This window comes from Agrobacterium sp. CG674 (assembly GCF_053521645.1).
In genome coordinates, this window is the sequence record NZ_JBNWDZ010000002.1 from 680,342 (window position 1) to 704,201 (window position 23,860).

22 protein-coding genes and 1 pseudogene are annotated in these 23,860 nt (G+C 57.7%); 16 read left to right on the forward strand and 7 right to left on the reverse strand.

Features of this window, described 5'->3' with window-relative positions; all coding sequences use genetic code 11:
* Positions 1–300: 300 nt before the first annotated feature.
* Entirely contained in the window at positions 301–1,605 is a 1,305-nt protein-coding gene (locus ACQZ51_RS08395; protein ID WP_448776385.1) for an MFS transporter, read from the reverse strand.
* 525 nt (positions 1,606–2,130) lie between these two features.
* On the opposite strand from ACQZ51_RS08395, the gene ACQZ51_RS08400 reads away from it, so the two are divergent.
* The 7 genes from ACQZ51_RS08400 (at position 2,131) to recN (ending at position 11,133) form a co-directional block, all read left to right on the forward strand.
* Positions 2,131–3,057, forward strand: a complete 927-nt coding sequence (locus ACQZ51_RS08400; RefSeq protein WP_448776386.1) for a D-alanine--D-alanine ligase — start codon at positions 2,131–2,133, stop codon at positions 3,055–3,057.
* A complete protein-coding gene (locus ACQZ51_RS08405; RefSeq protein WP_052496720.1) occupies positions 3,045–3,974 on the forward strand; it encodes a cell division protein FtsQ/DivIB in 930 nt (309 codons plus the stop codon). Before ACQZ51_RS08400 ends, ACQZ51_RS08405 begins: the two co-directional genes overlap by 13 nt.
* The gene (ftsA, locus tag ACQZ51_RS08410; RefSeq protein WP_448776387.1) at positions 3,971–5,302 is read left to right on the forward strand and encodes a cell division protein FtsA; all 1,332 of its coding nucleotides are present in this window, start codon (positions 3,971–3,973) and stop codon (positions 5,300–5,302) included. The genes ACQZ51_RS08405 and ftsA overlap by 4 nt, the downstream gene beginning before the upstream one ends.
* Before the next feature lie 89 nt (positions 5,303–5,391).
* Positions 5,392–7,137, forward strand: coding sequence for a cell division protein FtsZ (gene ftsZ / locus ACQZ51_RS08415; RefSeq protein ID WP_042616081.1), 1,746 nt, complete (start codon positions 5,392–5,394; stop codon positions 7,135–7,137).
* Between the two features lie 275 nt (positions 7,138–7,412).
* Positions 7,413–8,375 (forward strand): UDP-3-O-acyl-N-acetylglucosamine deacetylase, encoded by a 963-nt coding sequence (gene lpxC, locus ACQZ51_RS08420; protein ID WP_192064471.1) that lies wholly within the window; start codon positions 7,413–7,415, stop codon positions 8,373–8,375.
* Between the two features lie 201 nt (positions 8,376–8,576).
* Positions 8,577–9,443 (forward strand): outer membrane protein assembly factor BamD, encoded by an 867-nt coding sequence (locus tag ACQZ51_RS08425; protein ID WP_192064105.1) that lies wholly within the window; start codon positions 8,577–8,579, stop codon positions 9,441–9,443.
* A gap of 16 nt (positions 9,444–9,459) precedes the next feature.
* Positions 9,460–11,133: a DNA repair protein RecN gene (recN, locus tag ACQZ51_RS08430; RefSeq protein ID WP_448776388.1), complete on the forward strand. Its 1,674-nt coding sequence runs from the start codon at positions 9,460–9,462 to the stop codon at positions 11,131–11,133.
* On the opposite strand, the gene ACQZ51_RS08435 is transcribed toward recN, so the two are convergent.
* On the reverse strand, positions 11,130–11,744 hold the full coding sequence (locus ACQZ51_RS08435; protein WP_448776389.1) for a LysE family translocator: 615 nt from the start codon (positions 11,742–11,744) through the stop codon (positions 11,130–11,132). The two genes, recN and ACQZ51_RS08435, sit on opposite strands and share 4 nt — an antisense overlap.
* A gap of 114 nt (positions 11,745–11,858) precedes the next feature.
* On the opposite strand from ACQZ51_RS08435, the gene ligA reads away from it, so the two are divergent.
* Positions 11,859–14,030, forward strand: a complete 2,172-nt coding sequence (ligA, locus tag ACQZ51_RS08440; protein WP_448776390.1) for an NAD-dependent DNA ligase LigA — start codon at positions 11,859–11,861, stop codon at positions 14,028–14,030.
* Positions 14,031–14,091: 61 nt separating this feature from the next.
* Positions 14,092–14,984 (forward strand): annotated as a pseudogene (locus tag ACQZ51_RS08445) (aminoglycoside phosphotransferase family protein).
* Positions 14,985–14,986: 2 nt separating this feature from the next.
* Here ACQZ51_RS08445 and ACQZ51_RS08450 read toward each other — a convergent pair.
* Entirely contained in the window at positions 14,987–15,880 is an 894-nt protein-coding gene (locus ACQZ51_RS08450; RefSeq protein ID WP_448776640.1) for a DMT family transporter, read from the reverse strand.
* Positions 15,881–16,035: 155 nt separating this feature from the next.
* On the opposite strand from ACQZ51_RS08450, the gene ACQZ51_RS08455 reads away from it, so the two are divergent.
* Together ACQZ51_RS08455 and ACQZ51_RS08460 are read left to right on the forward strand one after the other, a co-directional pair.
* The gene (locus ACQZ51_RS08455; protein WP_042616121.1) at positions 16,036–16,626 is read left to right on the forward strand and encodes a 3'-5' exonuclease; all 591 of its coding nucleotides are present in this window, start codon (positions 16,036–16,038) and stop codon (positions 16,624–16,626) included.
* A gap of 69 nt (positions 16,627–16,695) precedes the next feature.
* Positions 16,696–17,184: a CreA family protein gene (locus tag ACQZ51_RS08460; protein ID WP_448776391.1), complete on the forward strand. Its 489-nt coding sequence runs from the start codon at positions 16,696–16,698 to the stop codon at positions 17,182–17,184.
* 42 nt (positions 17,185–17,226) lie between these two features.
* Here the strand turns inward: ACQZ51_RS08460 and ACQZ51_RS08465 are convergent, their stop codons facing one another.
* Entirely contained in the window at positions 17,227–17,694 is a 468-nt protein-coding gene (locus ACQZ51_RS08465) for a chemotaxis protein CheW (protein WP_042616074.1), read from the reverse strand.
* Between the two features lie 244 nt (positions 17,695–17,938).
* On the opposite strand from ACQZ51_RS08465, the gene ACQZ51_RS08470 reads away from it, so the two are divergent.
* The 4 genes from ACQZ51_RS08470 to ACQZ51_RS08485 all read left to right on the forward strand — a co-directional run bounded on the left by ACQZ51_RS08470 (position 17,939) and on the right by ACQZ51_RS08485 (position 21,698).
* Entirely contained in the window at positions 17,939–18,073 is a 135-nt protein-coding gene (locus ACQZ51_RS08470) for a hypothetical protein (protein WP_448776392.1), read from the forward strand.
* A gap of 127 nt (positions 18,074–18,200) precedes the next feature.
* Positions 18,201–18,800 carry an SCO family protein gene (locus ACQZ51_RS08475; RefSeq protein WP_448776393.1) on the forward strand — a complete coding sequence of 200 codons (600 nt, stop codon included), beginning with the start codon at positions 18,201–18,203 and terminating at the stop codon, positions 18,798–18,800.
* 95 nt (positions 18,801–18,895) lie between these two features.
* Complete coding sequence (locus tag ACQZ51_RS08480; RefSeq protein ID WP_448776394.1) at positions 18,896–19,774, forward strand: 50S ribosomal protein L11 methyltransferase; 879 nt, start codon at positions 18,896–18,898, stop codon at positions 19,772–19,774.
* Positions 19,775–19,862: 88 nt separating this feature from the next.
* On the forward strand, positions 19,863–21,698 hold the full coding sequence (locus ACQZ51_RS08485) for an aminopeptidase P family protein (RefSeq protein ID WP_448776395.1): 1,836 nt from the start codon (positions 19,863–19,865) through the stop codon (positions 21,696–21,698).
* On the opposite strand, the gene ACQZ51_RS08490 is transcribed toward ACQZ51_RS08485, so the two are convergent.
* Together ACQZ51_RS08490 and ACQZ51_RS08495 are read right to left on the reverse strand one after the other, a co-directional pair.
* Positions 21,688–22,002 (reverse strand): AzlD family protein, encoded by a 315-nt coding sequence (locus ACQZ51_RS08490; RefSeq protein WP_448776396.1) that lies wholly within the window; start codon positions 22,000–22,002, stop codon positions 21,688–21,690. The genes ACQZ51_RS08485 and ACQZ51_RS08490 overlap by 11 nt on opposite strands.
* Positions 22,002–22,721, reverse strand: coding sequence for an AzlC family ABC transporter permease (locus tag ACQZ51_RS08495; RefSeq protein WP_448776398.1), 720 nt, complete (start codon positions 22,719–22,721; stop codon positions 22,002–22,004). The genes ACQZ51_RS08490 and ACQZ51_RS08495 overlap by 1 nt, the downstream gene beginning before the upstream one ends.
* Positions 22,722–22,850: 129 nt before the next feature.
* On the opposite strand from ACQZ51_RS08495, the gene ACQZ51_RS08500 reads away from it, so the two are divergent.
* The gene (locus ACQZ51_RS08500) at positions 22,851–23,102 is read left to right on the forward strand and encodes a DUF2164 domain-containing protein (RefSeq protein WP_448776399.1); all 252 of its coding nucleotides are present in this window, start codon (positions 22,851–22,853) and stop codon (positions 23,100–23,102) included.
* 9 nt (positions 23,103–23,111) lie between these two features.
* Here the strand turns inward: ACQZ51_RS08500 and pncA are convergent, their stop codons facing one another.
* The gene (gene pncA / locus ACQZ51_RS08505; RefSeq protein ID WP_448776401.1) at positions 23,112–23,738 is read right to left on the reverse strand and encodes a bifunctional nicotinamidase/pyrazinamidase; all 627 of its coding nucleotides are present in this window, start codon (positions 23,736–23,738) and stop codon (positions 23,112–23,114) included.
* Positions 23,739–23,860 lie beyond the last annotated feature (122 nt).

Sequence of the window (23,860 nt, forward strand, 5' to 3'; positions counted from 1 at the left end):
GGTAACGGGATCCGGCCTTTGCTGGCTGGTATACGACAAGTACGTACACCGCGAGCGATAGCAGGCTATCGCTCTGCGCGATCCTCTCGTCCGGGACATATCCTCCATGAATTCCGCGACTTTTTCTTTCTCTACATTCTGCCTCTACTCCTTTGCGCTGGCGTCTGGTCGGCAATATGGATCAGTTATGCGCACCGCGCCCGGCGGGATCAGCCACACATCGTTGAATGATGCGAATTCACTAAAAAAACCCGCGAAGCCAATGACTTCGCGGGTTTACTTTGGGTTTGATTCAAACCTTTAGACTTCATCCTTGCGCGACAGCAGGATGCAGGCCAGCGTGATGATGGCGGCGGCGCAGAGGTAATAGCCGACATAGGCCATGCCGTAATTCACCTGCAGCCATGTGGCGATATAGGGTGCGAGCGACGCACCGAAAATGCCGGCCATGTTGAAGGTGATGGATGAGCCGGTGTAGCGCACCGAGGTCGGGAAGGGGGCGGCGAGTGCCGTTCCGATCAGGCCATAGGTCATGCCCATCAGCGCCATGGAAAGGGCAGCAAACAGGAAGATCATGCCTTCACCACCGCTCATCAGACCGGGCAGGAAGAAGGAGAAGCCTGCAATCAGCACCGTGGTGAGGATGAGGATTTCACGACGTCCGAAGCGCTCCGCAAGCTTACCTGCGAACGGAATGAAGATACCGAAAACGATCGAGCCGACGATCTGGACTTCGAGTGCGTCCAGGAACGGGATTTTCAGGATCTTGACGTTGTAGGACAGAAGATAGGCAGTGCCGATGTAAAACAGCACGAAAGTGGCAAGCGCCACGAATGTGCCAAGCGCCAGGCTGCGCTTGTGGTTGCGGAAAAGCTCCGCCACAGGCACGGCCACGCGCTCATCCTTGTCGATTGCTTTCTGGAAGGCAGGTGTTTCCGTAATCGAAAGACGAACCCACAGGCCAACGGCAATCAGAATGATTGAGGCGACGAAAGGAATGCGCCAGCCCCAGCTGAGCAGGGCTTCCTGAGACATGAAGTGAAGCAGGATCCAGAACACACCCGAAGACAGGAAGAGGCCGAGCGGAGCGCCCAGCTGCGGGAACATGCCGTACCAGCTGCGCTTGCCAGGAGGTGCGTTTTCCGTTGCCAGAAGAACCGCGCCACCCCATTCACCACCAAGGCCAAAGCCCTGACCAAATCGGCACAGTGCCAGAAGCAGCGGCGCCAGAACGCCAGCCGTTTCGTAAGAAGGCAGCAGGCCGATGATGACGGTGGAAACGCCCATGGTCAGAAGGGCGGCGACAAGTGTCGTCTTGCGGCCAACGCGGTCACCGTAATGGCCAAAGACCACGGCACCCAGCGGGCGGGCGAAGAAGGCGATGGAGAAGGTGGCGAAAGACGCCAGAAGCGCTGTCATCGGGTCATTGTTCGGGAAGAACAACGTCGGGAACACGAGCACAGCGGCGGTCGCGTAGACGTAGAAATCGAAGAACTCGATGGTCGTGCCGACCACGCTGGCAGTAAGAACTCGTGCAGGCGAATTTGTCTTTACATCGTTCGCATTGTCAGCGGGCGGCGATATGGGAGATATCGCGTCGGTCATTTTTTGAATCCGTTGTTAAGTATCACTTATCACTCTTGGGAGGGATTGCGGTGGGTTAACGCAATTTTTTGTCCTTTGGAACGATCCAGACGCAATATTGCGAAAAAAAGCCCGATTTTCTGCAATGTTTCATATTGGCTCGCGCCGCGGGCGCGCTCAGCGGAGTTCTTCGGGGCCGGTTTTTGCACCGATTTTCGCCAGAAATGGCTGGGGAAAACGCGGCGCCGTTAACTGTTTGGCCTTGCTATTGCTGGCCATTGCTGGCGCGCATGCCGCCATTTTATTTTATCCAGCTGGTAATCTGAATCTTGCAATGGCCGCAACTCTCTGATTCCAAGGGAGGAATTCGCACCATCAGTGATTCTTTAACAAAAATCACGTCATCGGTGCCATCGGTTAACGAAAGTAAACACTTCATTAACCTTAATGGCGCTTAGTGATTGGTGACGAAGCGGACGAGAGAATCGCAGAGCTGGCTAACGTTCTGCAATTTTTGTTCAGGTGATTTTTGTGTCAGAGGGTTTCATGAGCGGCAAACACGTAGCTGTTCTTATGGGTGGGTTTTCTTCAGAGCGGCCGGTCAGCCTCTCATCGGGAGAGGCTTGCGCCACAGCTCTGGAAGGCGAGGGCTACAAGGTTACGCGTGTAGACGTGGACCGGAATGTTGCAGCGACGCTTTCTGCGCTGCGCCCTGACGTCGTGTTCAACGCGCTCCATGGCCCTTACGGCGAAGATGGCACCATTCAGGGCATTCTCGAATATCTTGAAATTCCCTACACACACTCCGGCGTTCTGGCGTCTTCGCTGGCGATGAACAAATCGCAGGCCAAGAAGGTTGCTGCTGCCGCGGGCATTCCTGTTGCTGTCGAGAAGGTGATGAACCGTTTTGACATCGGCAACGAGCATCCGCTTGCGCCGCCCTATGTCGTCAAGCCCGTTAGCGAAGGTTCGAGCTTCGGTGTTGTGATGGTCAAGGAAGACCAGTCGCACCCGCCACAGATCCTCGGTTCCAGCGAATGGCGTTACGGTGATGCCGTGATGGTTGAGCGCTATATTCACGGTCGCGAGTTCACCTGCGGCGTGATGAATGGTGAGGCTTTGGCCGTTACCGAAGTGGTACCTATGGGCCACGCCTTTTACGATTATGACGCGAAATATGCGAAGGGTGGCTCAAAGCATGTCATTCCTGCGGAAATTTCACCAAAAATTTACCAAAAAATCCAATCATTGGCGGTGATGGCGCATCAGGTGATTGGCTGCCGTGGCGTAAGCCGTTCCGACTTCCGCTACGACGACCGTTTCTCAGAAGAAGGTGAATTGATCTGGCTCGAGATTAACACTCAGCCGGGCATGACGCCGACCTCCCTCGTGCCCGAAATGGCAGCTCATGCAGGACGCTCCTTTGGCGAGTTTGTCCGCTGGATGGTGGAGGACGCTTCGTGTTCGCGATAGCAGGCAAAAAGTCGTCAGTTAAAAAGCGCGAGCAATTCGCTGCTGCTTCCGGTGATGAACGGATGGTCTTGCCGCGCCGGTTGCGCAGAGCGTTTCGCTTCGGCGTTTCGCTGGCGACAGGGCGCGTCCACATTCCCGCACATACCGGCACGCTGGCTACGGCTTTGTTTTTCGCAAGCGTTGGCCTTTACGGCATGTCGCTGGGTGGCCACACGAACGTGGTAACGCAGGCAACGACATCTGCGGCTGGCTTCGCCATTGAAGACGTCAAGGTATCCGGCAATATCCAGACATCCGAAATCGATGTGTTCCAGCTTCTGGGCCTCGATGGCGCAACGTCGCTGATCGCGCTGGATGTGAATGCTGCGCGCAAGAAGCTGACGGAACTGCCCTGGGTGGAAGATGTGGATGTTCGCAAGATCTATCCCAAGACCATCGAAGTGCGCCTGAAGGAGCGTGAAGCCTTCGGCATCTGGCAGCATGGTTCTGAGCTTTCACTCATCGAAAAGAGCGGCAGCGTCATCGCGCCTCTGCGTGACAACAAATATGCCGGTTTGCCGCTGTTTGTGGGTCGTGATGCTGAAACGGGTGCCGCAGGCTTTGTAGAAGAACTGGCCGATTGGCCGGAAATTCGCAACCGCGTCCGTGCCTATGTTCGCATTGCCGGTCGTCGCTGGGATCTGCATCTGGACAACGGTATCGTCGTCAAGCTGCCGGAAGAAAACGTGCCAAAGGCGCTGCAGCTTCTGGCCCGCATGGACATGGAAGAAAAAGTTCTCTCGCGGGATGTTGCCGCTGTCGATCTGCGTCTTTCAGACCGCACGACCGTGCAGCTGACTGAGGGTGCGGCTGAGCGTCGTCAGAAGGCTGTCGAAGCACGCACCAAGGCGATCAAACTGGCGGAGAAGAACACATGAGCTTTTTTGGTTCTTCCCAGTTCGGTCTTCCGCGGTTGAAGCCTTTGTCTTCTAAGCGCAGTCACGTGGTTTCGGTTCTCGATATCGGCTCCACCAAGGTTGTCTGCATGATTGGTCGCCTCACTCCGCGTGAGGAAACCGAAGTGCTGCCGGGCCGCACGCACAAGGTTGAAGTCATCGGCATTGGCCACCAGCGTTCGCGCGGTGTGAAATCCGGCGTGATTGCTGATCTGGATGCGCTGGAAGGCGTCATTCGTCTGGCTGTCGATGCAGCCGAGCGCATGGCGGGCCTGACGGTGGACAGCCTAATCGTCAATGTCTCCGCAGGCCGTTTGGCCAGCGATATCTACACCGCCAGCATCGATCTGGGCGGCCAGGAAGTGGAATCGGGCGATCTGCGCAAGGTTCTGATTGCGGCCAGCCAGCAATCGCTGCGGCAGGACCGTGCCATTCTGCACTCGCTGCCAACAGGCTATTCGCTGGATGGAGAGCGCGGCATTCGTGACCCATTGTCCATGTATGGCGATATGCTGGGCGTGGACATGCATGTGGTGACGGCTGAGCGCACGGCGCTGAAGAACCTCGAACTGTGCATCAACCGCGCTCACCTGTCTGTCGAGGGCATCGTTGCCACACCTTACGCCAGCGGCCTTGCGGCACTGGTGGATGATGAAGTCGAGCTGGGTTGCGCGGCCATCGATATGGGCGGCGGCACGACGACTATTTCGGTTTTTGCCGAGGGTCGTCTGGTTCACACCGATGCCATTGGTCTTGGTGGTCATCATGTCACCACGGATCTGGCGCGTGGTCTTTCTACACGCATCGAAGATGCCGAGCGGCTGAAGGTCGTTCACGGTTCGGCACTGGCCAACGGTTCCGACGACCGTGACATGATTGCTGTTCCGCCGATTGGCGAAGATGACCGCGACCAGCCTTCCCAGGTGTCTCGCGCGCTTGTCAGCCGTATCGTGCGGGCCCGCATTGAAGAAACATTGGAGCTGATCCGCGATCGTATTCAGAAATCGGGCTTCTCCCCGATTGTTGGAAAGCGTGTGGTTCTGACCGGAGGTGCCAGTCAGCTGACCGGCCTGCCGGAAACGGCGCGGCGCATTCTTGCCCGCAACGTGCGCATCGGCCGCCCCATGGGCGTGTCCGGCCTGCCGGTCGCGGCCAAAGGCCCGGCCTTTTCCACAGCCTGCGGGCTGATGATTTATCCGCAGATCGCGGACATAGAAATCCACGCGGCGCAGAGCGGAATGTTCTCGCCGTTCGGAACAGGTGGTGGCCGGATAGCCCGTGTCGGGCAATGGCTGAAGGAAAGTTTCTGACCTCTGTCTGCCCACAGGCAGGGGACTGAGCAAAGTTGAGATGAATTGGTCTGCGGGGCGATGCGGCCAGAGAAAGAAGGAATGTTAAAATGACGATACAGCTGCAAAAGCCTGATATCACCGAGCTGAAGCCACGTATCACCGTTTTCGGCGTTGGCGGTGGCGGCGGTAATGCTGTCAACAACATGATCACGGCAGGTCTTCAGGGCGTCGACTTCGTTGTCGCCAACACGGACGCACAGGCCTTGACCATGACGAAGGCAGACCGGGTCATTCAGCTCGGCGTCAATGTTACCGAAGGTCTGGGCGCAGGTTCGCAGCCAGAAGTCGGTCGCGCTGCTGCTGAAGAGTGCATCGATGAAATCATCGACCACCTGAACGGCACGCACATGTGCTTCGTAACAGCCGGCATGGGCGGCGGTACCGGCACCGGTGCTGCTCCAGTCGTTGCACAGGCTGCTCGCAACAAGGGCATTCTGACGGTTGGCGTCGTGACCAAGCCTTTCCACTTCGAAGGCGGTCGCCGCATGCGTCTGGCCGAACAGGGCATCGAGGAACTGCAGAAGTCCGTCGATACGCTGATCGTCATTCCAAACCAGAACCTCTTCCGTATTGCCAACGACAAGACGACCTTTGCCGATGCCTTCGCAATGGCTGACCAGGTTCTCTACTCCGGCGTTGCCTGCATTACCGACCTGATGGTGAAGGAAGGTCTTATCAACCTCGACTTCGCTGACGTTCGCTCCGTAATGCGCGAAATGGGCCGTGCAATGATGGGTACAGGCGAAGCTTCCGGCCAGGGCCGTGCAATGCAGGCTGCCGAAGCGGCCATTGCAAACCCGCTGCTGGACGAAACATCGATGAAGGGTGCGCAGGGTCTCCTGATCTCCATCACCGGTGGTCGCGATATGACCCTGTTCGAAGTCGACGAAGCTGCGACCCGTATTCGCGAAGAAGTCGATCCGGATGCAAACATCATCCTCGGCGCGACATTCGACGAAGCTCTGGAAGGCCTCATCCGTGTGTCGGTTGTTGCCACGGGCATCGACCGTGTTCCTGGCCAGATGGAGCGCAACGCAGAAGAACTGCGCCAGGCTGCTGCTGCAAAGCCACTTATCCGTCCTTCCGCGGCCGTTGCTTCTGCTCCGGCCGCAGTGCAGCCTGCCCCAGTGATGCAGGCACCAAAGACGACTATCGACCCTGTTGCCCAGACCATTCGCGAAGCCGAAATGGAACGGGAACTGGCACTGGCAGCTGCTGAACAGCGGCTTCGTCAGGCCCAGGCAGAAGCCGAATTCCGGCCTCAGAGCAAGCTGTTCGCAGCTGCTCCAGCGGAAGCACCGGTTGCTGCTCGCCCCGCAGCACCGGTGCACACTGCACCTGCGCCAGCCTACCATGCTCCAGAACAGGTCGCAGCACCTGCTCCTCGCATGCAGGCTCCGGCTCCGGTCTACCAGGAACCAGCTCCAGTCGCCCGTGCGCCTGAGCCAGTTCGCATGCCAAAGGTCGAGGACTTCCCGCCGGTCGTAAAGGCTGAGATGGACCATCGCGCCCACCCGGCTTCTGCTGTTCCGGAAGAGCGTGGCCCAATGGGTCTTTTGAAGCGGATCACCAATTCTCTTGGTCGCCGTGATGAAGATGAAGCCGTTCCATCCGACATGACGGACGCGCCGAGCGCTGCTGCACAGCGTCGCCCGCTGTCGCAGGAAGCCAGCCTCTACGCACCACGTCGTGGCAACCTGGATGACCACGGCCGTCAGACGCCATCGTCTGCCAGCCAGCATGATGACGACCAGCTCGAAATTCCGGCATTCCTTCGCCGCCAGTCGAACTGATCTGTCGATTCTTGTTACCAAGCGATACCCGGGTCCGAAAGGCCCGGGTATTTCTGTTATAAAGAGGTGGCTTCGCTGCCAGTTAATTTAGTAATTTCAAATGCTTGGGTCTGTTACAAAGCGAAATCAACAGTGATTTGAGATAGCGTCTGACAGTGCGTATGTATGACCCTGAGGCGAGAGGGTAACGCGGCACAGCCTGCGGTTATCATCCCCGGTTGAAATTTGGATCGTGCTTGTATATCGCGCAGGTTCACATGAAAAGGCTTACTCGCATGACCATCGGACTGCTCGGTTTCCAGACAACAATCGCCAACTCCGTTCAACTCAACGGCATTGGCGTGCATTCCGGCAACCCGGTTTCGATGACGTTCCAGCCGGCGGAAGCGGGCACAGGCATCGTATTCAGCCGCCAGCATGACAATGGCGACATGACCGAACTGAAAGCCGTTTCGGCCAATGTCGGCAATACTGATCTTTGCACCGTCATCGGTCGTTCGGCGGCTCAGTCCGTTGCGACGGTTGAGCATGTCATGGCCGGTATCTACGCCATGGGCATCGATAACCTGATCGTTGAAGTCGATGGTCCCGAAGTTCCGATCATGGATGGAAGCTCTGCGCCTTTCATCGAAGCCATCGAATCAGTTGGCACCGTCAATCTTGGTGTGAAGCGCCGCTACATCCGCGTGGTAAAGCCTGTGCGGATCGAGGCTGGTGCATCATGGGCGGAGTTCCGCCCCTATGACGGCACACGGTTTGAAGTCGAGATCGATTTCGACACACCGTTGATTGGTCGCCAGACATGGAAGGGCGATCTGACGGCTGAGACCTTCAAGAACGAGCTTTCCCGCGCCCGCACCTTCGGTTTCATGCGTGATGTCGAGCGCCTTTGGGCTGCAGGTTACGCGCTGGGTTCGTCGCTCGAGAATTCCGTTGTGATTTCTGATGACCATACGGTCATCAACATGGAAGGCCTGCGTTACGAGAAAGACGAGTTCGTGCGCCACAAGACGCTGGACGCCGTTGGTGATCTGGCTCTTGCAGGCGCGCAGTTCATCGGCTGCTATCGTTCCTATCGCGGTGGCCACAAGGTCAATGCCAACGCGCTGAAGGCGCTGTTGAGCGATCCAACGGCCTATGAAATCGTGGAAGCGCCAGCAGCGCGCAGCCCTGTTGTTCGCGCGCGGGAGTTTGTTCCTGTGCAGCAGCAGCTGGAATTTGCGCCCTGGTCTGCGTGAACACTGAATTATTGAAAGAAGAGCCGTCCTTTGGGGCGGCTTTTTTCTGTGCGGGTCAAAGATAATCATCAACGACAGGGTGCCGCGCCATAAAAATGCGTTATTGCTTCATCATTGCGTTGCCCTACTAACGCTTTTATGGCTAGAAACGCCTTGTAGAAGCCGATGTTCTGTATTGACGCAGGAAGTGGGAACTGACGAATGAAGCGTGTAGTGTCTGGTGCAATGAATGGAACGGTACGGGGAGCACTCGTATCGCTAATGCTGATCGGCGCCGGAACGCTTGTAACGTCTTGCCAGTCCGATCCCGATATCGACATTACCAAGCTTGGCGTTGAGACCGACCCGCCTGACGTGCTGTACAAGCAGGGCCTTGCCAACATGAATGCTGGCAACATGACGGAAGCCGGTCGCAAGTTCTCCGCTATTGACAAGCAATACCCGTTTACCGAATGGGGCCAGAAGGCGCTGGTGATGAACACATTCATTGCAACACGCCAGAATCAGAACGAAGCTGCCATTACATCCGGCTCGCGCTTCCTCAAGCAATATCCGCGCGCCAAGGATGCAGCCTACGTTCAATACATGATTGGTCTCGCCTATTCCAAGCAGATTGCCGACGTGACGCAGGATCAGCGCGCTGCACAACGCACGATCGATGCGATGAACAAGGTCGTGAACGACTATCCAACATCTGAATATGTGCCGGATGCGCAGGTTAAGATCCGCTTTGCGCGCGACCAGCTGGCTGGCCGCGAAATGCAGGTCGGCCGTTACTATCTTGAGCGCAAGGAATATCTTGCTGCCGTTTCGCGCTTCCGCATCGTTGTCGAGCAGTACCAGAACACTAACCAGATCGAAGAAGCTTTGGCGCGTCTGACTGAAGCCTATTATGCCATGGGCCTGACGGATGAGGCACAGACAGCTGCTGCCGTTCTTGGCAACAACTACCCTGACAGCCAATGGTACGGCGATACCTACAAGCTGTTGAAGGGGCAGGGGCTTGAGCCACGCGAGAACAAGGAATCCTGGATTTCCCGCGCCGGCAAGAAAATCGTGGGTGCCTGAGAATAGAGCATAAGACATGTTGGTCCAGCTATCGATCCGCGACATCGTTCTGATCGAACGGCTCGACCTAGGGTTCGAGGCGGGCCTTTCTGTGCTCACCGGTGAAACGGGTGCGGGCAAATCCATTCTTCTCGACAGCCTTTCGCTGGCGCTCGGCGGGCGCGGCGATGGCGGCCTTGTGCGCCATGGCGAAGACAAGGGGCAGGTCACAGCAACATTCGAAGTGGGCATGGAGCATCCGGCCCGCCTTCTGATGCGTGACAATGGCCTCGACGACGATGGCGACCTGATTTTCCGGCGCGTTCAATCCGCCGATGGCCGCACGAAGGCCTATGTCAACGATCAGGCGGTTTCCGTGCAGCTGATGCGCCAGCTTGGCCAGCATATGGTGGAAATCCACGGTCAGCATGATGACCGGGCACTGGTCGATACCAACGCGCACCGCACACTTCTCGACGCATTTGCGGGATTGACGGATGAAGTCGTCTCCGTGCAATCGCTTTACCGTACCTGGAAGGACGCCGAGCGCGGCCTCAAAGTTCACCGCGCCAAGGTGGAAGCAGCGGCCCGCGAGGCGGATTATCTGCGCGCATCTGTTGAAGAGCTGGAAGTTCTGGCGCCGCTGGATGGCGAAGAGGACGAACTCGCCGAACGCCGTGCCGTGATGCAGAAATCCGAGCGTATTGCAGGCGATATTGCCGAGGCGAGCGATTTTCTGAACGGCAACGCATCTCCCGTGCCGGTGATCGCCTCCATGATGCGACGTCTGGAGCGCAAGAGCCACGAAGCGCCCGGCCTTCTGGAAGAAACCGTGCAGTTGCTGGATGCGGCGCTCGATAATCTTTCCAACGCGCAGATGGAAGTTGAGAGCGCGCTTCGCCGCACCGAGTTCGACCCGCGTGAGCTCGAGCGCGTCGAGGAGCGCCTGTTTGGCCTGCGTGCTGCGGCCCGCAAATATTCCGTTCCGGTGACAGAGCTTCCTGCGCTGGCCGAGCGCATGGTGGCCGATCTTGCCGATCTGGATGCGGGCGAGGAAAAGCTTGCCCAGTTGGAAAAGAATCTCGGCATCGTAAAAACAGACTTTGACCGTGCTGCCAATTCCCTCTCGGAAAAGCGCCATAACGCGGCATCGGCCTTGTCTGAAGCCGTGATGGCAGAGTTACCTGCGTTGAAGCTGGAGCGCGCGCGTTTCAGCGTGGAAGTGACCAGCGGCGAGGCATCTGCGACGGCTGATGGTATCGATGTCGTGGAGTTCCATGTCCAGACCAACCCCGGCACGCGCCCAGGGCCGATCATGAAAGTGGCGTCCGGCGGCGAGCTTTCGCGCTTCCTGCTGGCGCTGAAAGTTGCGCTTGCGGATCGCGGTTCAGCGCCGACGCTGGTCTTCGATGAAATCGACACAGGCGTCGGAGGTGCTGTGGCGGATGCTATCGGCCAGCGTCTGAGGCGGCTGTCGAAAACCGTGCAGGTGCTGTCTGTGACCCACGCGCCGCAGGTGGCCGCCCGCGCCGCCACGCATCTGCTGATTTCCAAGGGTCCATCCGGCGATGGCACAGAGCGAATCGCGACCCGCGTGACAACGATGCTACCCGAACACCGCACCGAAGAAATTGCCCGCATGCTGGCCGGCGCATCCGTGACGGATGAGGCGAGGGCAGCGGCAGCACGTCTGCTGGCGGCCAAGGATTAACGGCTGACGGCAACTGCCACGCCAGAACCGATCATCACGCCGCCAGCCGTGCGGTTGACCCTCCGCACGATGCTGGGCGAGCGCAACAATGCGCGGGCGCGTACAGCCAGCGCCACATGACCACCAATGACCAGAGCTTCAACCGCGAGAATGACGAACGCCAGTGCTGCCAGATGATCCACGGTCAGTGAGGTACCCACGACATTCGGGAGAAGGGCGACATAGAACAGCGGCATTTTGGGGTTGCCCAGATTGAGCGCCATGCCGGTTGCGAAGATGGAGAACAGATTTCCACGGGCTTTGACGGATTGCAGATCCGGCACCACAGGTTCCGCCGTCCATAATTTGAAACCCATCCAGATGAGATAGGCCGCACCGGTGTAGCGCAGCACGGTCATGACTGAACCCATTTCAGCTGCAAGCATCGATAGGCCAAAGGCGGCGAGGGTGAGGAAAACCAAAATGCCCGCAACCGTGCCTGCACCATAGGCCAGACCGGAAGCTGCGCCATGGGTGATGGTGCGGGTCACAATCGTCATATTGTCGGGGCCGGGGCTTGCCGCGAATACGAAGAAGGTGGCAGCAAAGGCGAACAGCGTCATCGAATCCATCAGTATGCTCCGCGTTAGAAACAATCTGAATTGTGATGTTACGCGAAAGCGGGGCGTTGAAAAGTGGCCCGCCTTCGTTAAAAACGAAGTCTGTTTCAGCATGAGGCCTGTTCGATGTCGCAAGATCAAATCCCGGTGGAAAAATTGTCCGAGCTTGAGGCTTCTGCTGAGCTCGCCTTTCTGGCTGCTGAGCTTTCGCGGCATGATGCGCTTTATCACGGCAAGGACGCACCTGAAGTTTCGGATGCAGACTATGATGCGCTGAAGCGCCGTAACGATGCCATCGAGGCGGCGTTTCCTGATCTGGTTCGCGCCGATAGCCCTTCCAAAAAAGTGGGCTTCACCCCGCTGCCAACTTTTGCGCCCATCGTTCATGCGCGGCCCATGCTCTCGCTGGACAATGCGTTTTCCGATGAGGACGTACGTGATTTCGTGGCCTCCGTCTATCGCTTCCTTGGGAACCTTCCGGATGATTCGATTGCTTTTACCGCCGAGCCAAAGATCGACGGGCTTTCCATGTCGATCCGTTATGAGAACGGCAGGCTGAAAACGGCGGCGACCCGTGGGGATGGCACGACGGGCGAGAATGTGACGGCCAATATTCTGACCATCACCGAAATTCCCAATACATTGCCCAAGGGTGTGCCTGATGTGGTGGAGGTGCGCGGCGAGGTCTATATGGCCAAGAGCGACTTTCTGGCATTGAACGAGCAGATGGAAGCGCACGGCAAGCAGACGTATGTCAACCCACGCAACACGGCCTCCGGCTCGCTGCGGCAGCTCGACGCCAATGTGACGGCCAAGCGCAAGCTGCGGTTTTTTGCCTATGCGCTGGGTGAGGTTTCCAATGGCGGGCAGCCGACGCGCATCGCCGATACGCAGTCCGGTATCGTCGACACGTTCCGGGAATGGAAGTTCCCCGTGAACCCCTTCATGAAGCGATTCACATCCGGCCAGGAACTGATTGAACATTATAACGAAATCGGGATAGCCAGACCCGATCTCGATTACGATATTGACGGCGTGGTCTATAAGGTCGACCGGCTGGATTTGCAGGAGCGCCTCGGTTTCCGCTCCCGCAGCCCGCGCTGGGCAACGGCACACAAGTTTCCGGCGGAACAGGCTTTCACGACCGTTGAGAAAATCGAGATACAGGTGGGCCGCACCGGCGCGTTGACGCCCGTTGCACGGCTGACGCCCATCACCGTTGGCGGTGTTGTCGTGACCAATGCGACGCTGCACAATGCCGATTACATTGAAGGCATCGGCAATAATGGCGAGCGCATTCGCCCCGATGATCACGATATTCGTGTGGGCGATACGGTGATTGTGCAGCGGGCAGGCGATGTTATTCCGCAGGTGCTGGATGTTCTGGTGGAAAAGCGGGATACCGGTTCGACGCGTTACGAATTTCCAAAGCAATGCCCTGTATGCGGCAGCCACGCGGTGCGCGAGCGCAACGAGAAAACCGGCAAGCTTGATTCGGTCACGCGATGCACCGGCGGCTTTGCCTGCTCGGCCCAGGCCAAGGAGCATCTCAAGCATTTCGTCTCACGCAATGCCTTCGATATTGAGGGGCTTGGCACCAAGCAGATCGATTTCTTCTTTGAGAGTGAAGACCCGGCGCTGATGATCCGAACTGCGCCAGACATTTTCACGCTGAAGGCGCGGCAGGAGAAATCGCTGGCCAAGCTGGAGAATATCGACGGCTTCGGTAAGACCAGCGTGAAGAAGCTGTTCGACGCGATCGATGCGCGCCGTGAAATCGAACTTCACCGGCTCATCTTCGCACTCGGCATCCGCCATGTGGGGGAAACGACGGCAAAGCTGCTGGCGCGGACCTATAGCACTTACGAGCATTTCGAAGCCGCGATGAAAGAGGCTGCCGATGCGAGCGGCGATGCCTGGGCGGAGCTGAACAGCGTCGAAGGCATCGGCGAGGTGATGGCGCGCGCGATTGTGGAGTTCTACCGCGAACCGCGCAATCTTGATGTCATCGACAGGCTGATGAGCGAATTGCGTCCCAAGGAGGCTGAAAAGCCGGCGACCGAGGGAAGCCCCGTGGCGGGCAAGACGGTGGTCTTTACCGGCTCGCTTGAAAAATTCACCCGCGATGAGGCAAAGGCTCGCGCCGAAGGGCTTGGCGCGAAAGTTGCGGGGTCCGTTTCCAAAAAGACCGATTATGTGGTCGCAGGTCCGGGTGCGGGTTCCAAGCTGGACAAGGCTAGGGAGCTTGGCGTGCAGACCATGGATGAGGATGAGTGGCTGGCGCTGATCGGTGGGTAGCCCCGTCATATTCGTTTTGCAACTGCGATTTATGTGACGTGCATTCAACGGGATGCAGGGCATGGATGATCGCATAGAGGTTTTGCCGGAAACGGTCCGCGCACTGGTTGCGGAGCAGTTTCCCCAATGGGTTCATCTGCCAGTGAAGCCTGTCGAGCACAGCGGTTGGAACAATCGCAGCTTTCGACTGGGGGATACGATGATCGTGCGCCTGCCAAGCGCTGTGCGCTATGTTGCGCAGGTGGATAAAGAGCAGCAGTGGCTGCCGTATCTGGCCGCGCGTCTTCCGCTGCCGGTTCCAGAACCGCTCGCACTGGGGCAGCCCGGACAGGGTTTTCCTTGGTGTTGGTCCATCTATCGCTGGATCGAAGGCACGACTCTCGCTTTGGCGCTTGCCCAAACGGACCTCAACTCGGTTGCCCGCGATGTTGCGGGCTTCCTGACGGCGCTGCAAGCCGTAGATGCATCTTCGGGCCCTGCGGCTGGAACGCATAATTTCCATCGTGGCGGGTCGCTGAATGTTTACAGCGATGAGACGGAGGCGGCGATCATGGCCGTGTCTGATGAAATCGACGTGGATATGGCCCGTGAGATCTGGTCAAGAGCCCTCGCCAGCAAATGGCAGGCTGCGCCGGTTTGGGTCCATGGTGATGTTACGGAAAGCAATCTGTTGGTCCAAAATGGTCGGCTGTCAGCGGTCATCGACTTCGGCAGTTGCGCGGTTGGCGATCCCTCGTTTGATCTTGTTCTCGCTTGGAACCTGCTGGATAGGGACAGTCGACACCTGTTCCGCCAGCTTCTTCCGTACACGGCTGAGGCGTGGGAGCGGGCGCGTGGATGGGCCTTGTGGAAGGCGCTGATATCACTCTTGCCGCACAACGGTCTCAAGCCACACCACTAGCTGAATGGTCAAGGCGAACCCTCCGCGAGGTCTTTTCTGACCACAGGGAATGAAGCTAAGCCAACCTGCGGCGAAACAAGCGCCCATCAATGGCCACAAGGCCTGACGCGATCATCGCCATGCCGATGAGGTGTTTGGCCTCTAGTTGCTCTCCCAACACCAGCGAACCCAAAAGAATGGCGCTGACGGGAATGAGGAAGGTGACCAGCGCCAGGTTGGTTGCACCTGCGGATGACAGGATGCGGAAGAAGATCAGATAGGCGAGCGCGGTGGAGAGAAGGGCAATGCCAAACAGCGCTGCCCAGGCTGCGCCGCTTGGCATGGCGAGTGACCAGGGCTGATCGATGACAAGCGCAATGGGAATGAGGACGAGGGACGATGCGGAAATCTGGCCAGTTGCGGTGACCAGCAGCGGCACGCCCATGGCCTTGAAGCGGCGGCCGAATATGCCTGCAAAGGCATAGGAGATCGCAGCGCCGAGAATGGCGAACTGGCCCCAGAGGCTGGAGCTTTCCCCTGTCAGCGCCGATGGGCCGATCATGGTGGCAACGCCTGCAAAGCCGATGATGATGCCCGCAAGCTTGCTGATGGTGAGCTTTTCATCCGCAGTCAGCATATGGGCGACGATGACGGTGAAGAGGGGCGTGGTGGCGTTGAGAATGGAGGCGACGCCGCTTGCGATTTGGGTCTGTCCCCACACAATCAGGCAGAAGGGGATGATGTTGTTGAGCAGGCCCATGCCGAAGAAGGCCGGTAGGACGCGCTTGTCCGTTGGCCACCGGTGGCCCATCAACCGGCAGATCATGAAAAGCGCTACGGCGGCGATGGACACGCGCAGGGTGACGATGGTCACGGGCGGCAGTTCCCTGACGGTGATGCCGTTGAAAAAGAAGGAGCCACCCCACAGGACCGAGAGAGCGACGAGCAATGCCCATTCGGTTGCGTTCATGTGTCTGCGCACTGCCACGTTCTTTATCCCCCAATGATCAGTCCGATTATCGGTCTAGTGTCGCCCTTTGCCCTCTACCACCCGTTTCCTGACGCATGGTTCATTTTCGCGGCGTTTTCCTTTATGCCATGGCAATACCAAACGGGAATCGCCTCTTGAAAACCATCGCCATCGATTTTGAAACCGCCAATGAGGAGCGGGGCAGTGCCTGTTCCGTGGGTCTGGCTTGGATCGAGAATGGTCAGATCGTGCGGGTTGAAGAGCGGCTGATTCGCCCGAAGGATATGCGCTTTTCGCCCTTCAATGTCGCCATTCACGGCATCAAGCCACGCGATGTGGAAGATTCGCCCGAGTTTCCCGAGGTGATGGAAGAGTTCATCGACGACTTCAGGGATGCGACGATGATCGCGCACAATGCCGCCTTCGATTTTAGCGTGATGCGCGCAAGCTTCGACAAGTATCGACAGACCTATCCGCAGCTTTCCTATCTGTGCAGCGTGAAGATGTCTCAGCGGGTGTGGCCGACGCTGCCATCGCACAAGCTCAACATCATCGCCCACCATTTGCAATTGCGCTTCGTGCACCACAATGCGGCGGAAGATGCCGTGGTGTGCGCTGCTGCGGCCATTGCCGTGGCCAAGGCCGTTGAGGTGGAGCACATCCACCATATTCCCGAAAAGATAGGCATGGTGGCCGGGCGCTTGCATGCCTCAGGCTATGCGCCCTGCACAATGCGCAAACGCTGACCCCCAGGTGGGCTTGTTGTCTGCGCCGCAGCACCTATCTCTAATGTTCTATCAATGAGGGCTAGGGTTATGGTTTCAAAGGTACTTTGCACACTTGGTGTCGCCGCTTCGGCTGTGCTGTCAACGGCCGCCTATGCTGATGTTGTCGGCAAGGTGGGAGTGGATTGGACGGGCAATGACATCGTTGTCGAGGCAATTGCCGATCCTGAGGTCAAGGGTGTGACCTGCCACGTGACCTATTTCGATCGCGGCGTGATCGACCGGCTGAAGAACGGCAACTGGTTCGAAGATCCATCCAACAATGCCATTTCATGCAGCCAGACCGGCCCCGTGGAAGTGGGCGATATCGATCTTGGCACAAAGGGCGAGGAAGTCTTCCGGCAGGGCATGTCGCTGGTGTGGAAGAAGATGGTCGTTAATCGCATTTACGACAAGGCCAACGATACGCTTGTTTATCTCGTGCACACACGCGAATTGACCGATGGTTCGGCCAAGATGGCGATTTCGACGGTGCCGCTTTACGGGCAGACCGTGACATGGAAAAACGGCAAGCCGTAAGGCTCGCCGTTTCTTGGAAATCAATGATGGTGCAGCGTGGCCTTAAGCGGCTTCGCGCGACAGTTCGTCTGCAATGACCGTATCGAGGTTGAGGAAGCAGACCATGCTCTTTTCCAGCGCGACGATGCCGCGGCAGAAATCGCGCTGCTCTTCAGGAATGATTTCCGGCGCAGGCTGCAGGTCTTCGGATTTGATGGTCATCATGTCGGAAACCTGCTCGACCAGAAGGCCGACGAGCTTGCCGCCGATATCGGTAACGATGATGGCGGAGCGCTCGGATGGCTCGGTCATTTTCATGCCAAGACGGCAAGCCATGTCGATGACCGGGATCACTGCACCGCGCAGGTTGATGAGGCCAAGAACATATGGTGGTGTGTGCGGCATCGGTGTGACCGGCGCCCAGCCGCGAATTTCGCGGATCACCATGATGTCGATGCAGAATTCCTGATCGCCGAGATGGAAGGAAACGATTTCAAGATATGCGCCGGATTGCTTGATGGCGTTTGACATGTTCTGAACTTTTCCTGGCGGCTCTCTGGCAGGCCGTTTCGATTCTGGGAATATGCGGTGTCCGAAAAACTCCGGGTGACATCATGTCAGTGCTTACCGACCGCTGGCGATCATAGTGCGCAAAAACCATTTAAACTTTCCCTAACGGAAGCCTTCAAGAGCAAAGACTGGCGCATTATTTTTGTTTCGCGACTGTTTGTTTGCCGGTATATGTATGTCCATGAGGTTTGTACTGACACCACAGATGAAAATGCTTGGCGCAGCAGCTGCCACGGGTGCAGCTTTGCTGGCTGTCGTGCTGACATTTCAGGGGTGGATGCGGCACGGAACCGACATTTTTCTCGCAGCCGTGCAGAGCGGCGTAGCCTGGTGCTTCTGAAGCCCTGCGGGGTTTGAGACAAAACAGCGCGGCTTGCGTAATCCGACCTTTCAACAATTGCCGAAACCAATGCGTCTGGGATAGAAGCATGACCAATATGCTGGGTTGTCGCTGATTGGGGAATGCTATGAAAAACATCCGTATTGCGCTTTGGGGCGCCGTTGCAGTCCTGCTTGGCGTGATGGGCTGGCTGACCATGGAACTGACCAAGAGCCGCGACCAGATGGTTGAGGAAGTCTATGGCGTGCCCTTCCAGCTGGTTGCGCAGAACGGACAGCCCATTACCGAGAAAGCCTTTCAGGGCAAGCCGACGGCGCTGTTTTTCGGTTTCACCCATTGCCCGGAGGTCTGCCCCACGACGCTTTTTGAGCTGAACGGCTGGATGGAGAAGGTTGATCCTGCAGGAACCAAGATGCAGGCCTATTTTGTCTCGGTTGATCCAGAGCGCGATACACCCGATATTCTCAACCAGTATGTCTCCAATGTTTCCAAGCGCATCACCGGCATTACCGGAGATGCCGACAAGATTGCGCAGACGCTGAAAGGCTACCGCATCTACGCCAAGAAAGTGCCGGTGGACGAAAAAGACCCCAATGGCGATTACACCATGGATCACACCGCATCCGTGATCCTGCTGGATGGTAACGGTCGCTTTGCGGGCACCATCGCTTATGGCGAGAATCCCGATGTTGCCCTGCAAAAGCTCGAAAAACTGACCAAGGGCTGATGTCAGGCTAACAATATCGCCTGAAATCCATTGGACTACAGCCGCTTTTATGGCAAAGGCTGACGCTTGAAACATCTGCAGAGAGAGCCTCAGCCGTGAGCGAAATCCGTCTTTATGTGTCCACCACCGAAGTCCAGTCCGGTGAAGTTCTGGATTTGCTGTCTGAGGTGTTCGGCGAGGAAGATATTGCCATCGCCAATACCGAGGTGGATGAGAAGCGCGATATCTGGGAAACATCAGTCTATCTTTACGCCAACGATGAAGAGGATGTTCGCGCCCGCGTGACGGAAGCGTTGGCATCCGCATTTCCGCATCTGACCGTCGAGCGTGAAATCATTCCCGATGTGGACTGGATTGCCAAATCACTTGAGGGACTGACGCCAGTGCGAGCAGGGCGCTTCCTCGTTCACGGTTCACATGACCGCGACAAGGTCCGCATAAACGATCTGGCGATTGAAATCGAAGCCGGCCAGGCATTCGGCACGGGCCATCACGGCACGACGGCGGGTTGCCTTGAGATGATCGAGCAGGTGCTGCGGTCCCGCACTATTCGCAATGCGCTGGATCTGGGTACGGGCAGCGGCGTGCTGGCCATCGCAGTTGCCAAGATGCGGCCGGTGCCGGTGCTGGCAACGGATATCGACCCCATCGCCATCCGGGTGGCCAAGGAAAATGCGAAGCTGAACGGCATCGTATCTGGCATGTCTCTGGAAACGGCCCCGGGTTTTCATTCCGACGCTTTCCGCAAACACGGGCCTTTCGACCTTATCATCGCCAATATTCTTGCGCGCCCGCTCATCAAGATGGCACCGCAGCTTGTCACGCATCTGGCCCCCGGCGGCACGGTCATTCTGTCCGGCATTCTGGCCTCGCAACGCTGGAAGGTGCTTTCGGCCTATAATGGCATGAAGCTTTCCCATGTGCGCACATTGTGGCGCAATGGCTGGGTTACGATCCATCTGCGCAAGGATTGAGTGTTGTAAAGACATGCCTTTCGGCTGGACGTTGACGAGTGTGACGCGATAAGGTCCGCTTCGATATCAGGCGTTCGGAAAGCAGAGCATGTTCCAGTCATTCGAAAACAAATCCACTCCACAATTCGGCAAGGCACGTGTGGAGGCGCTTCGCGCCACCTTTGACACCCTTGGTATCGATGGCTTTCTGGTGCCACGTGCGGATGAATATCAGGGCGAATATGTGCCGGCATGCGCTGAACGGATGGCGTGGCTGACCGGCTTCACCGGTTCCGCAGGCGTGGTGCTGGTTACCCGCCATGAAGCGATTGTGTTTGTCGACGGGCGCTACACCACGCAGCTTGTCTCGCAGGTGGACCCATCCGCATTCCGGGGTGGTGATCTGGTGGGCGCGCCGCCTTCGAAGTGGCTTGCAGATAACGCGCCGGAGGGGTTCCGCCTTGGGCTGGACCCATGGCTGCACACCGGCGCTGAGCTGAAGCGCTTTGAAAAGGCTTTGTCCGACAAGGGCGGTTTTGTCGTTCTGTTGGAAAGCAATCCGCTTGATCCGCTTTGGGAAGATCGCCCCGCTGCGCCGATGGAGCCAGTCACGATCCAGCCGGATAGCGTCACCGGCATTCACGCGCAGATGAAGATCACGACCATCGGTGAGATCGTTACGGCGAGCGGTGCCAATGCCGTTCTCATGACCGACCCGTCCTCCATTGCGTGGGCGTTCAATATTCGCGGCAATGATGTTCCGCACACGCCACACCCCTTGGCCCGCGCCATTGTCTATGCCGATGGCAGTGCCGATCTGTTTCTGGATGAGCGCAAGGTGGGTGATGAAGTCAGAGCGCACCTCGCGCCGATTGCAACACTTCTGCCACCGGAAGAGATTGAAGCGCGGCTTCACGCCATTGCCAGTGCGGCAGGCCGTGTTCTGGCCGACGCGGATGTCACGCCGATTGCGCTGACACGCTCCATCAACGAAGCGGGTGGGGAGGTTGTCGAAGCTCCCGATCCGGTCAAGCTGCCGCGTGCCTGCAAGAACGAGGCGGAAATTGCGGGTTCGGCTGCCGCCCATGTGCAGGACGGCGTTGCGATGGTGGAGTTTCTGGCATGGCTGGACAAGCAGCAGCCCGGCACGCTGACCGAAACAAAGGCCGTTACAGCGCTTGAAGAGGTGCGCGCACGGGTGGGGCAGATGATGCAGAACCCGCTCAAGGACATATCTTTCGATACGATTTCAGGCGCTGGCGAAAACGCCGCCATCATGCACTACCGCGTGACGACGGACAGTGACCGTGCGTTGAATGAGGGTGAAATGTTCCTCATCGATTCCGGTGCGCAATATATCAACGGCACGACCGATATTACCCGAACGGTCGCCATTGGTGCGGTGCCGGAGGAGCAGAAGCGTTTCTTCACGCTGGTTCTCAAGGGCTTCATTGCCATCAGCGTTGCGCGCTTCCCGGTCGGCACACGCGGCTGCGATCTTGATCCGCTGGCGCGTATCGCGCTGTGGAAGGCGGGCGCGGATTACGCCCATGGCACGGGCCACGGCGTCGGCTCTTATCTTTCCGTGCATGAGGGGCCGCAGCGCATTTCCCGCGTTTCCCAGCAGGAGCTTCTGCCCGGCATGATCCTTTCGAACGAGCCTGGGTATTACCGCCCCGGCGCATTCGGAATTCGTATTGAAAACCTCGTCCATGTGCGGCCCGCAGAGGCGATCGAGGGTGGCGAGTTGCCGATGCTGTCGTTCGAGACGCTGACCTGGTGCCCGGTCGACCGCCGCCTGATCATCGTTTCACTTCTGACCGAGGAAGAGCTGGACTGGCTGAATGCCTACCATGCGCAGGTGCGGGAGAAGCTGACGCCGCTGATTGAGGATGCGGACGTGCAGCAATGGCTTGATGCCGCCACGCAGCCGCTTACACGATAGCGAAGTAGCGCAGAGCCACGACAAGCGCCCAGCCTGATACCAGCATGATCAGGCCGGGACAGCGCAGGCAGACGATTAGTGCCAGAACCATGCCGACCTTAACGTCGTATCCGCCTTCGAAAAAGGCGGGTGCGACGAGCGTGGTGAGTACGGCGACGGGAACGGCGTTGAGACCGGCCTCTACGCGGGGAGGGATGGTCTTCATCCGTACCATCAGCACATAACCGCCGATGCGGGTGAGATATGTCGCGACAGCACCGGCAACGATGATGAGTAATGTCTGGGGATCAAAGAGGCCGTTCATTATACGGTTTCCTCGCTGTCGGCACTGGCTTGCGGCGCAGATGGTGCTGGCGGCAGTATGATCGCAAGCAGGATTCCGGTCATGGCACCTATGCTGACATGCCACGGCGAGCCGACGAAATGATAGGCAGCGGTGGCGCCGACGGCACTGGCCAGCATGACGGGGAAAAAGTTGGTGCGAGTGCGAAAACCCATCACCATTCCCATGAAATAGATTGGCAGCAGGACATCGAAGCCCACCGCTTTGGGATCTCCTATCAGGTTGCCCAGCGACGCACCAAGAATGGTGGAGAGCATCCAGCCGACATAGACGACCGTCGCGTACCCCATGTACCAAGAAAAATCGACCTTGCCGTAAATTTCCTTCTGGCGCACGGATTCGGCAAATTGCGGATCGACCATGAAGAAAAAGCCAATTGCCTTTCGACCAAGCGACCATTCAGGCACGATGCGCACCATGGCTGCGGAGTAAAGCACATGGCGGAAGTTGACGGCGAAGATGGACAGAATCACGAGCCAGGCCGGGAGATTCTGATTGAAAAGCTCGATACCGACCAGCTGGCTAGCGCCGGCATACATGGCGCCGCTCATCAAAATCGCCTCGGCGACCGTCAAGCCGTTATCAATCGCCACTGCACCGAAGAGGGCGCCGAATGGCAATATGGACAGGGTGACGGGGAGGCCGCGCTTGAGACCGGTTTGAAAGATGTGCGCCGACATATGTTAGAAGCTCCGAATTTTTACTGCTCCTAGCGTCCTCTGGCACTTCTGACAAACGAATTGCTGGAATAGATCAGATTGATTTCATTGAAGTATCGATTACGTTTGCAGCAACCGAAGGAGCCCGTGATGAAAGACCTGAAGCTTGAAAAGCAGCAAAAGGCCGATATGGTCAAGGCGCTGCGTGGGTTTCTCACCGACGAACTTGACGTGGATATTGGTGCGCTTCAGGTCGATATGCTGGTGGACCATCTCGCCGAGGTCATTGGTCCTGTGTTCTACAACAAGGGCCTGCGCGACGCGCATGAGGCGGTGCTGCAGCGCATGGAGTATGCCGCAGCCGATATCGACTTGCTGGAGCGGACGGTGCCGCGAGGGTGAGGCACGAGATCAGTTGCCTAGGATATCGCTGCTGTTGACGACAGCGACGCCCTTGGCCCTCATCGCGGCCACGGCCTTTCGAATGCCTTCGGGATCGATCCCGCGGCTGGCATCTTCGATGAAGCGCACCTTGACATCAGGCAGCATTTCCAGCGCATCCTGCACCGAAAAGCAGACGCAATAGTCCGTTGCAATTCCGCAGATATCGAGCACCTCAACGCCCTGCCGTTCCAGATAATCCGCAAGGCCTGTTGTTGCCAGCTGGTCATTGTCGCGGAAGGCGGAGTAGCTGTCGACGGCGGGATTTTCACCCTTCTGCTGGACGTAATCGAAGGCATCGGTGTTGAGATCCGGGTGGAATTCGGCGTCCACGGTGCCCTGGACACAATGATCGGGCCAGAGGACCTGAGGTTTGCCGGAAAGCTCGCCCATCTCAAAAGCGTGTTTGCCTGGATGCTGAGAGGCGAAAGAGCCGTGATTGGCCGGATGCCAATCCTGCGAGGCGACGATGAGATCATAACCGCCGTTGGCGATGAGCGCATTGGCAATGGGCACGATCGCATCGCCATCCGCCACGGCCAGATTTCCGCCCGGGCAGAAGCCATTCTGGATATCGACCAACAATAGCGCTTTCATATCGTGTCCTCCGAGATGGAGCGTGGAAGATGCCAAGCGAACCGACGCGGTGCAAGCCTAAACATGAGCGCTGTTGATATTGATCATGGCGTGATTTCGAGACGCCGCAATTATAGCCAAAT

Excerpts from the sequence above, each read along its gene's own strand:
- ACQZ51_RS08395 (WP_448776385.1), bottom strand. The coding sequence starts at position 1,605 with ATGACCGACGCGATATCTCCCATATCGCCGCCCGCTGACAATGCGAAC.
- ACQZ51_RS08400 (WP_448776386.1), top strand. The coding sequence starts at position 2,131 with ATGAGCGGCAAACACGTAGCTGTTCTTATGGGTGGGTTTTCTTCAGAG.
- ftsA (WP_448776387.1), top strand. The coding sequence starts at position 3,971 with ATGAGCTTTTTTGGTTCTTCCCAGTTCGGTCTTCCGCGGTTGAAGCCT.
- ftsZ (WP_042616081.1), top strand. The coding sequence starts at position 5,392 with ATGACGATACAGCTGCAAAAGCCTGATATCACCGAGCTGAAGCCACGT.
- lpxC (WP_192064471.1), top strand. The coding sequence starts at position 7,413 with ATGACCATCGGACTGCTCGGTTTCCAGACAACAATCGCCAACTCCGTT.
- ACQZ51_RS08425 (WP_192064105.1), top strand. The coding sequence starts at position 8,577 with ATGAAGCGTGTAGTGTCTGGTGCAATGAATGGAACGGTACGGGGAGCA.
- recN (WP_448776388.1), top strand. The coding sequence starts at position 9,460 with ATGTTGGTCCAGCTATCGATCCGCGACATCGTTCTGATCGAACGGCTC.
- ACQZ51_RS08435 (WP_448776389.1), bottom strand. The coding sequence starts at position 11,744 with ATGGATTCGATGACGCTGTTCGCCTTTGCTGCCACCTTCTTCGTATTC.
- ligA (WP_448776390.1), top strand. The coding sequence starts at position 11,859 with ATGTCGCAAGATCAAATCCCGGTGGAAAAATTGTCCGAGCTTGAGGCT.
- ACQZ51_RS08450 (WP_448776640.1), bottom strand. The coding sequence starts at position 15,880 with ATGAACGCAACCGAATGGGCATTGCTCGTCGCTCTCTCGGTCCTGTGG.
- ACQZ51_RS08460 (WP_448776391.1), top strand. The coding sequence starts at position 16,696 with ATGGTTTCAAAGGTACTTTGCACACTTGGTGTCGCCGCTTCGGCTGTG.
- ACQZ51_RS08465 (WP_042616074.1), bottom strand. The coding sequence starts at position 17,694 with ATGTCAAACGCCATCAAGCAATCCGGCGCATATCTTGAAATCGTTTCC.
- ACQZ51_RS08470 (WP_448776392.1), top strand. The coding sequence starts at position 17,939 with ATGAAAATGCTTGGCGCAGCAGCTGCCACGGGTGCAGCTTTGCTGGCT.
- ACQZ51_RS08475 (WP_448776393.1), top strand. The coding sequence starts at position 18,201 with ATGAAAAACATCCGTATTGCGCTTTGGGGCGCCGTTGCAGTCCTGCTT.
- ACQZ51_RS08485 (WP_448776395.1), top strand. The coding sequence starts at position 19,863 with ATGTTCCAGTCATTCGAAAACAAATCCACTCCACAATTCGGCAAGGCA.
- ACQZ51_RS08490 (WP_448776396.1), bottom strand. The coding sequence starts at position 22,002 with ATGAACGGCCTCTTTGATCCCCAGACATTACTCATCATCGTTGCCGGT.
- ACQZ51_RS08495 (WP_448776398.1), bottom strand. The coding sequence starts at position 22,721 with ATGTCGGCGCACATCTTTCAAACCGGTCTCAAGCGCGGCCTCCCCGTC.
- ACQZ51_RS08500 (WP_448776399.1), top strand. The coding sequence starts at position 22,851 with ATGAAAGACCTGAAGCTTGAAAAGCAGCAAAAGGCCGATATGGTCAAG.
- pncA (WP_448776401.1), bottom strand. The coding sequence starts at position 23,738 with ATGAAAGCGCTATTGTTGGTCGATATCCAGAATGGCTTCTGCCCGGGC.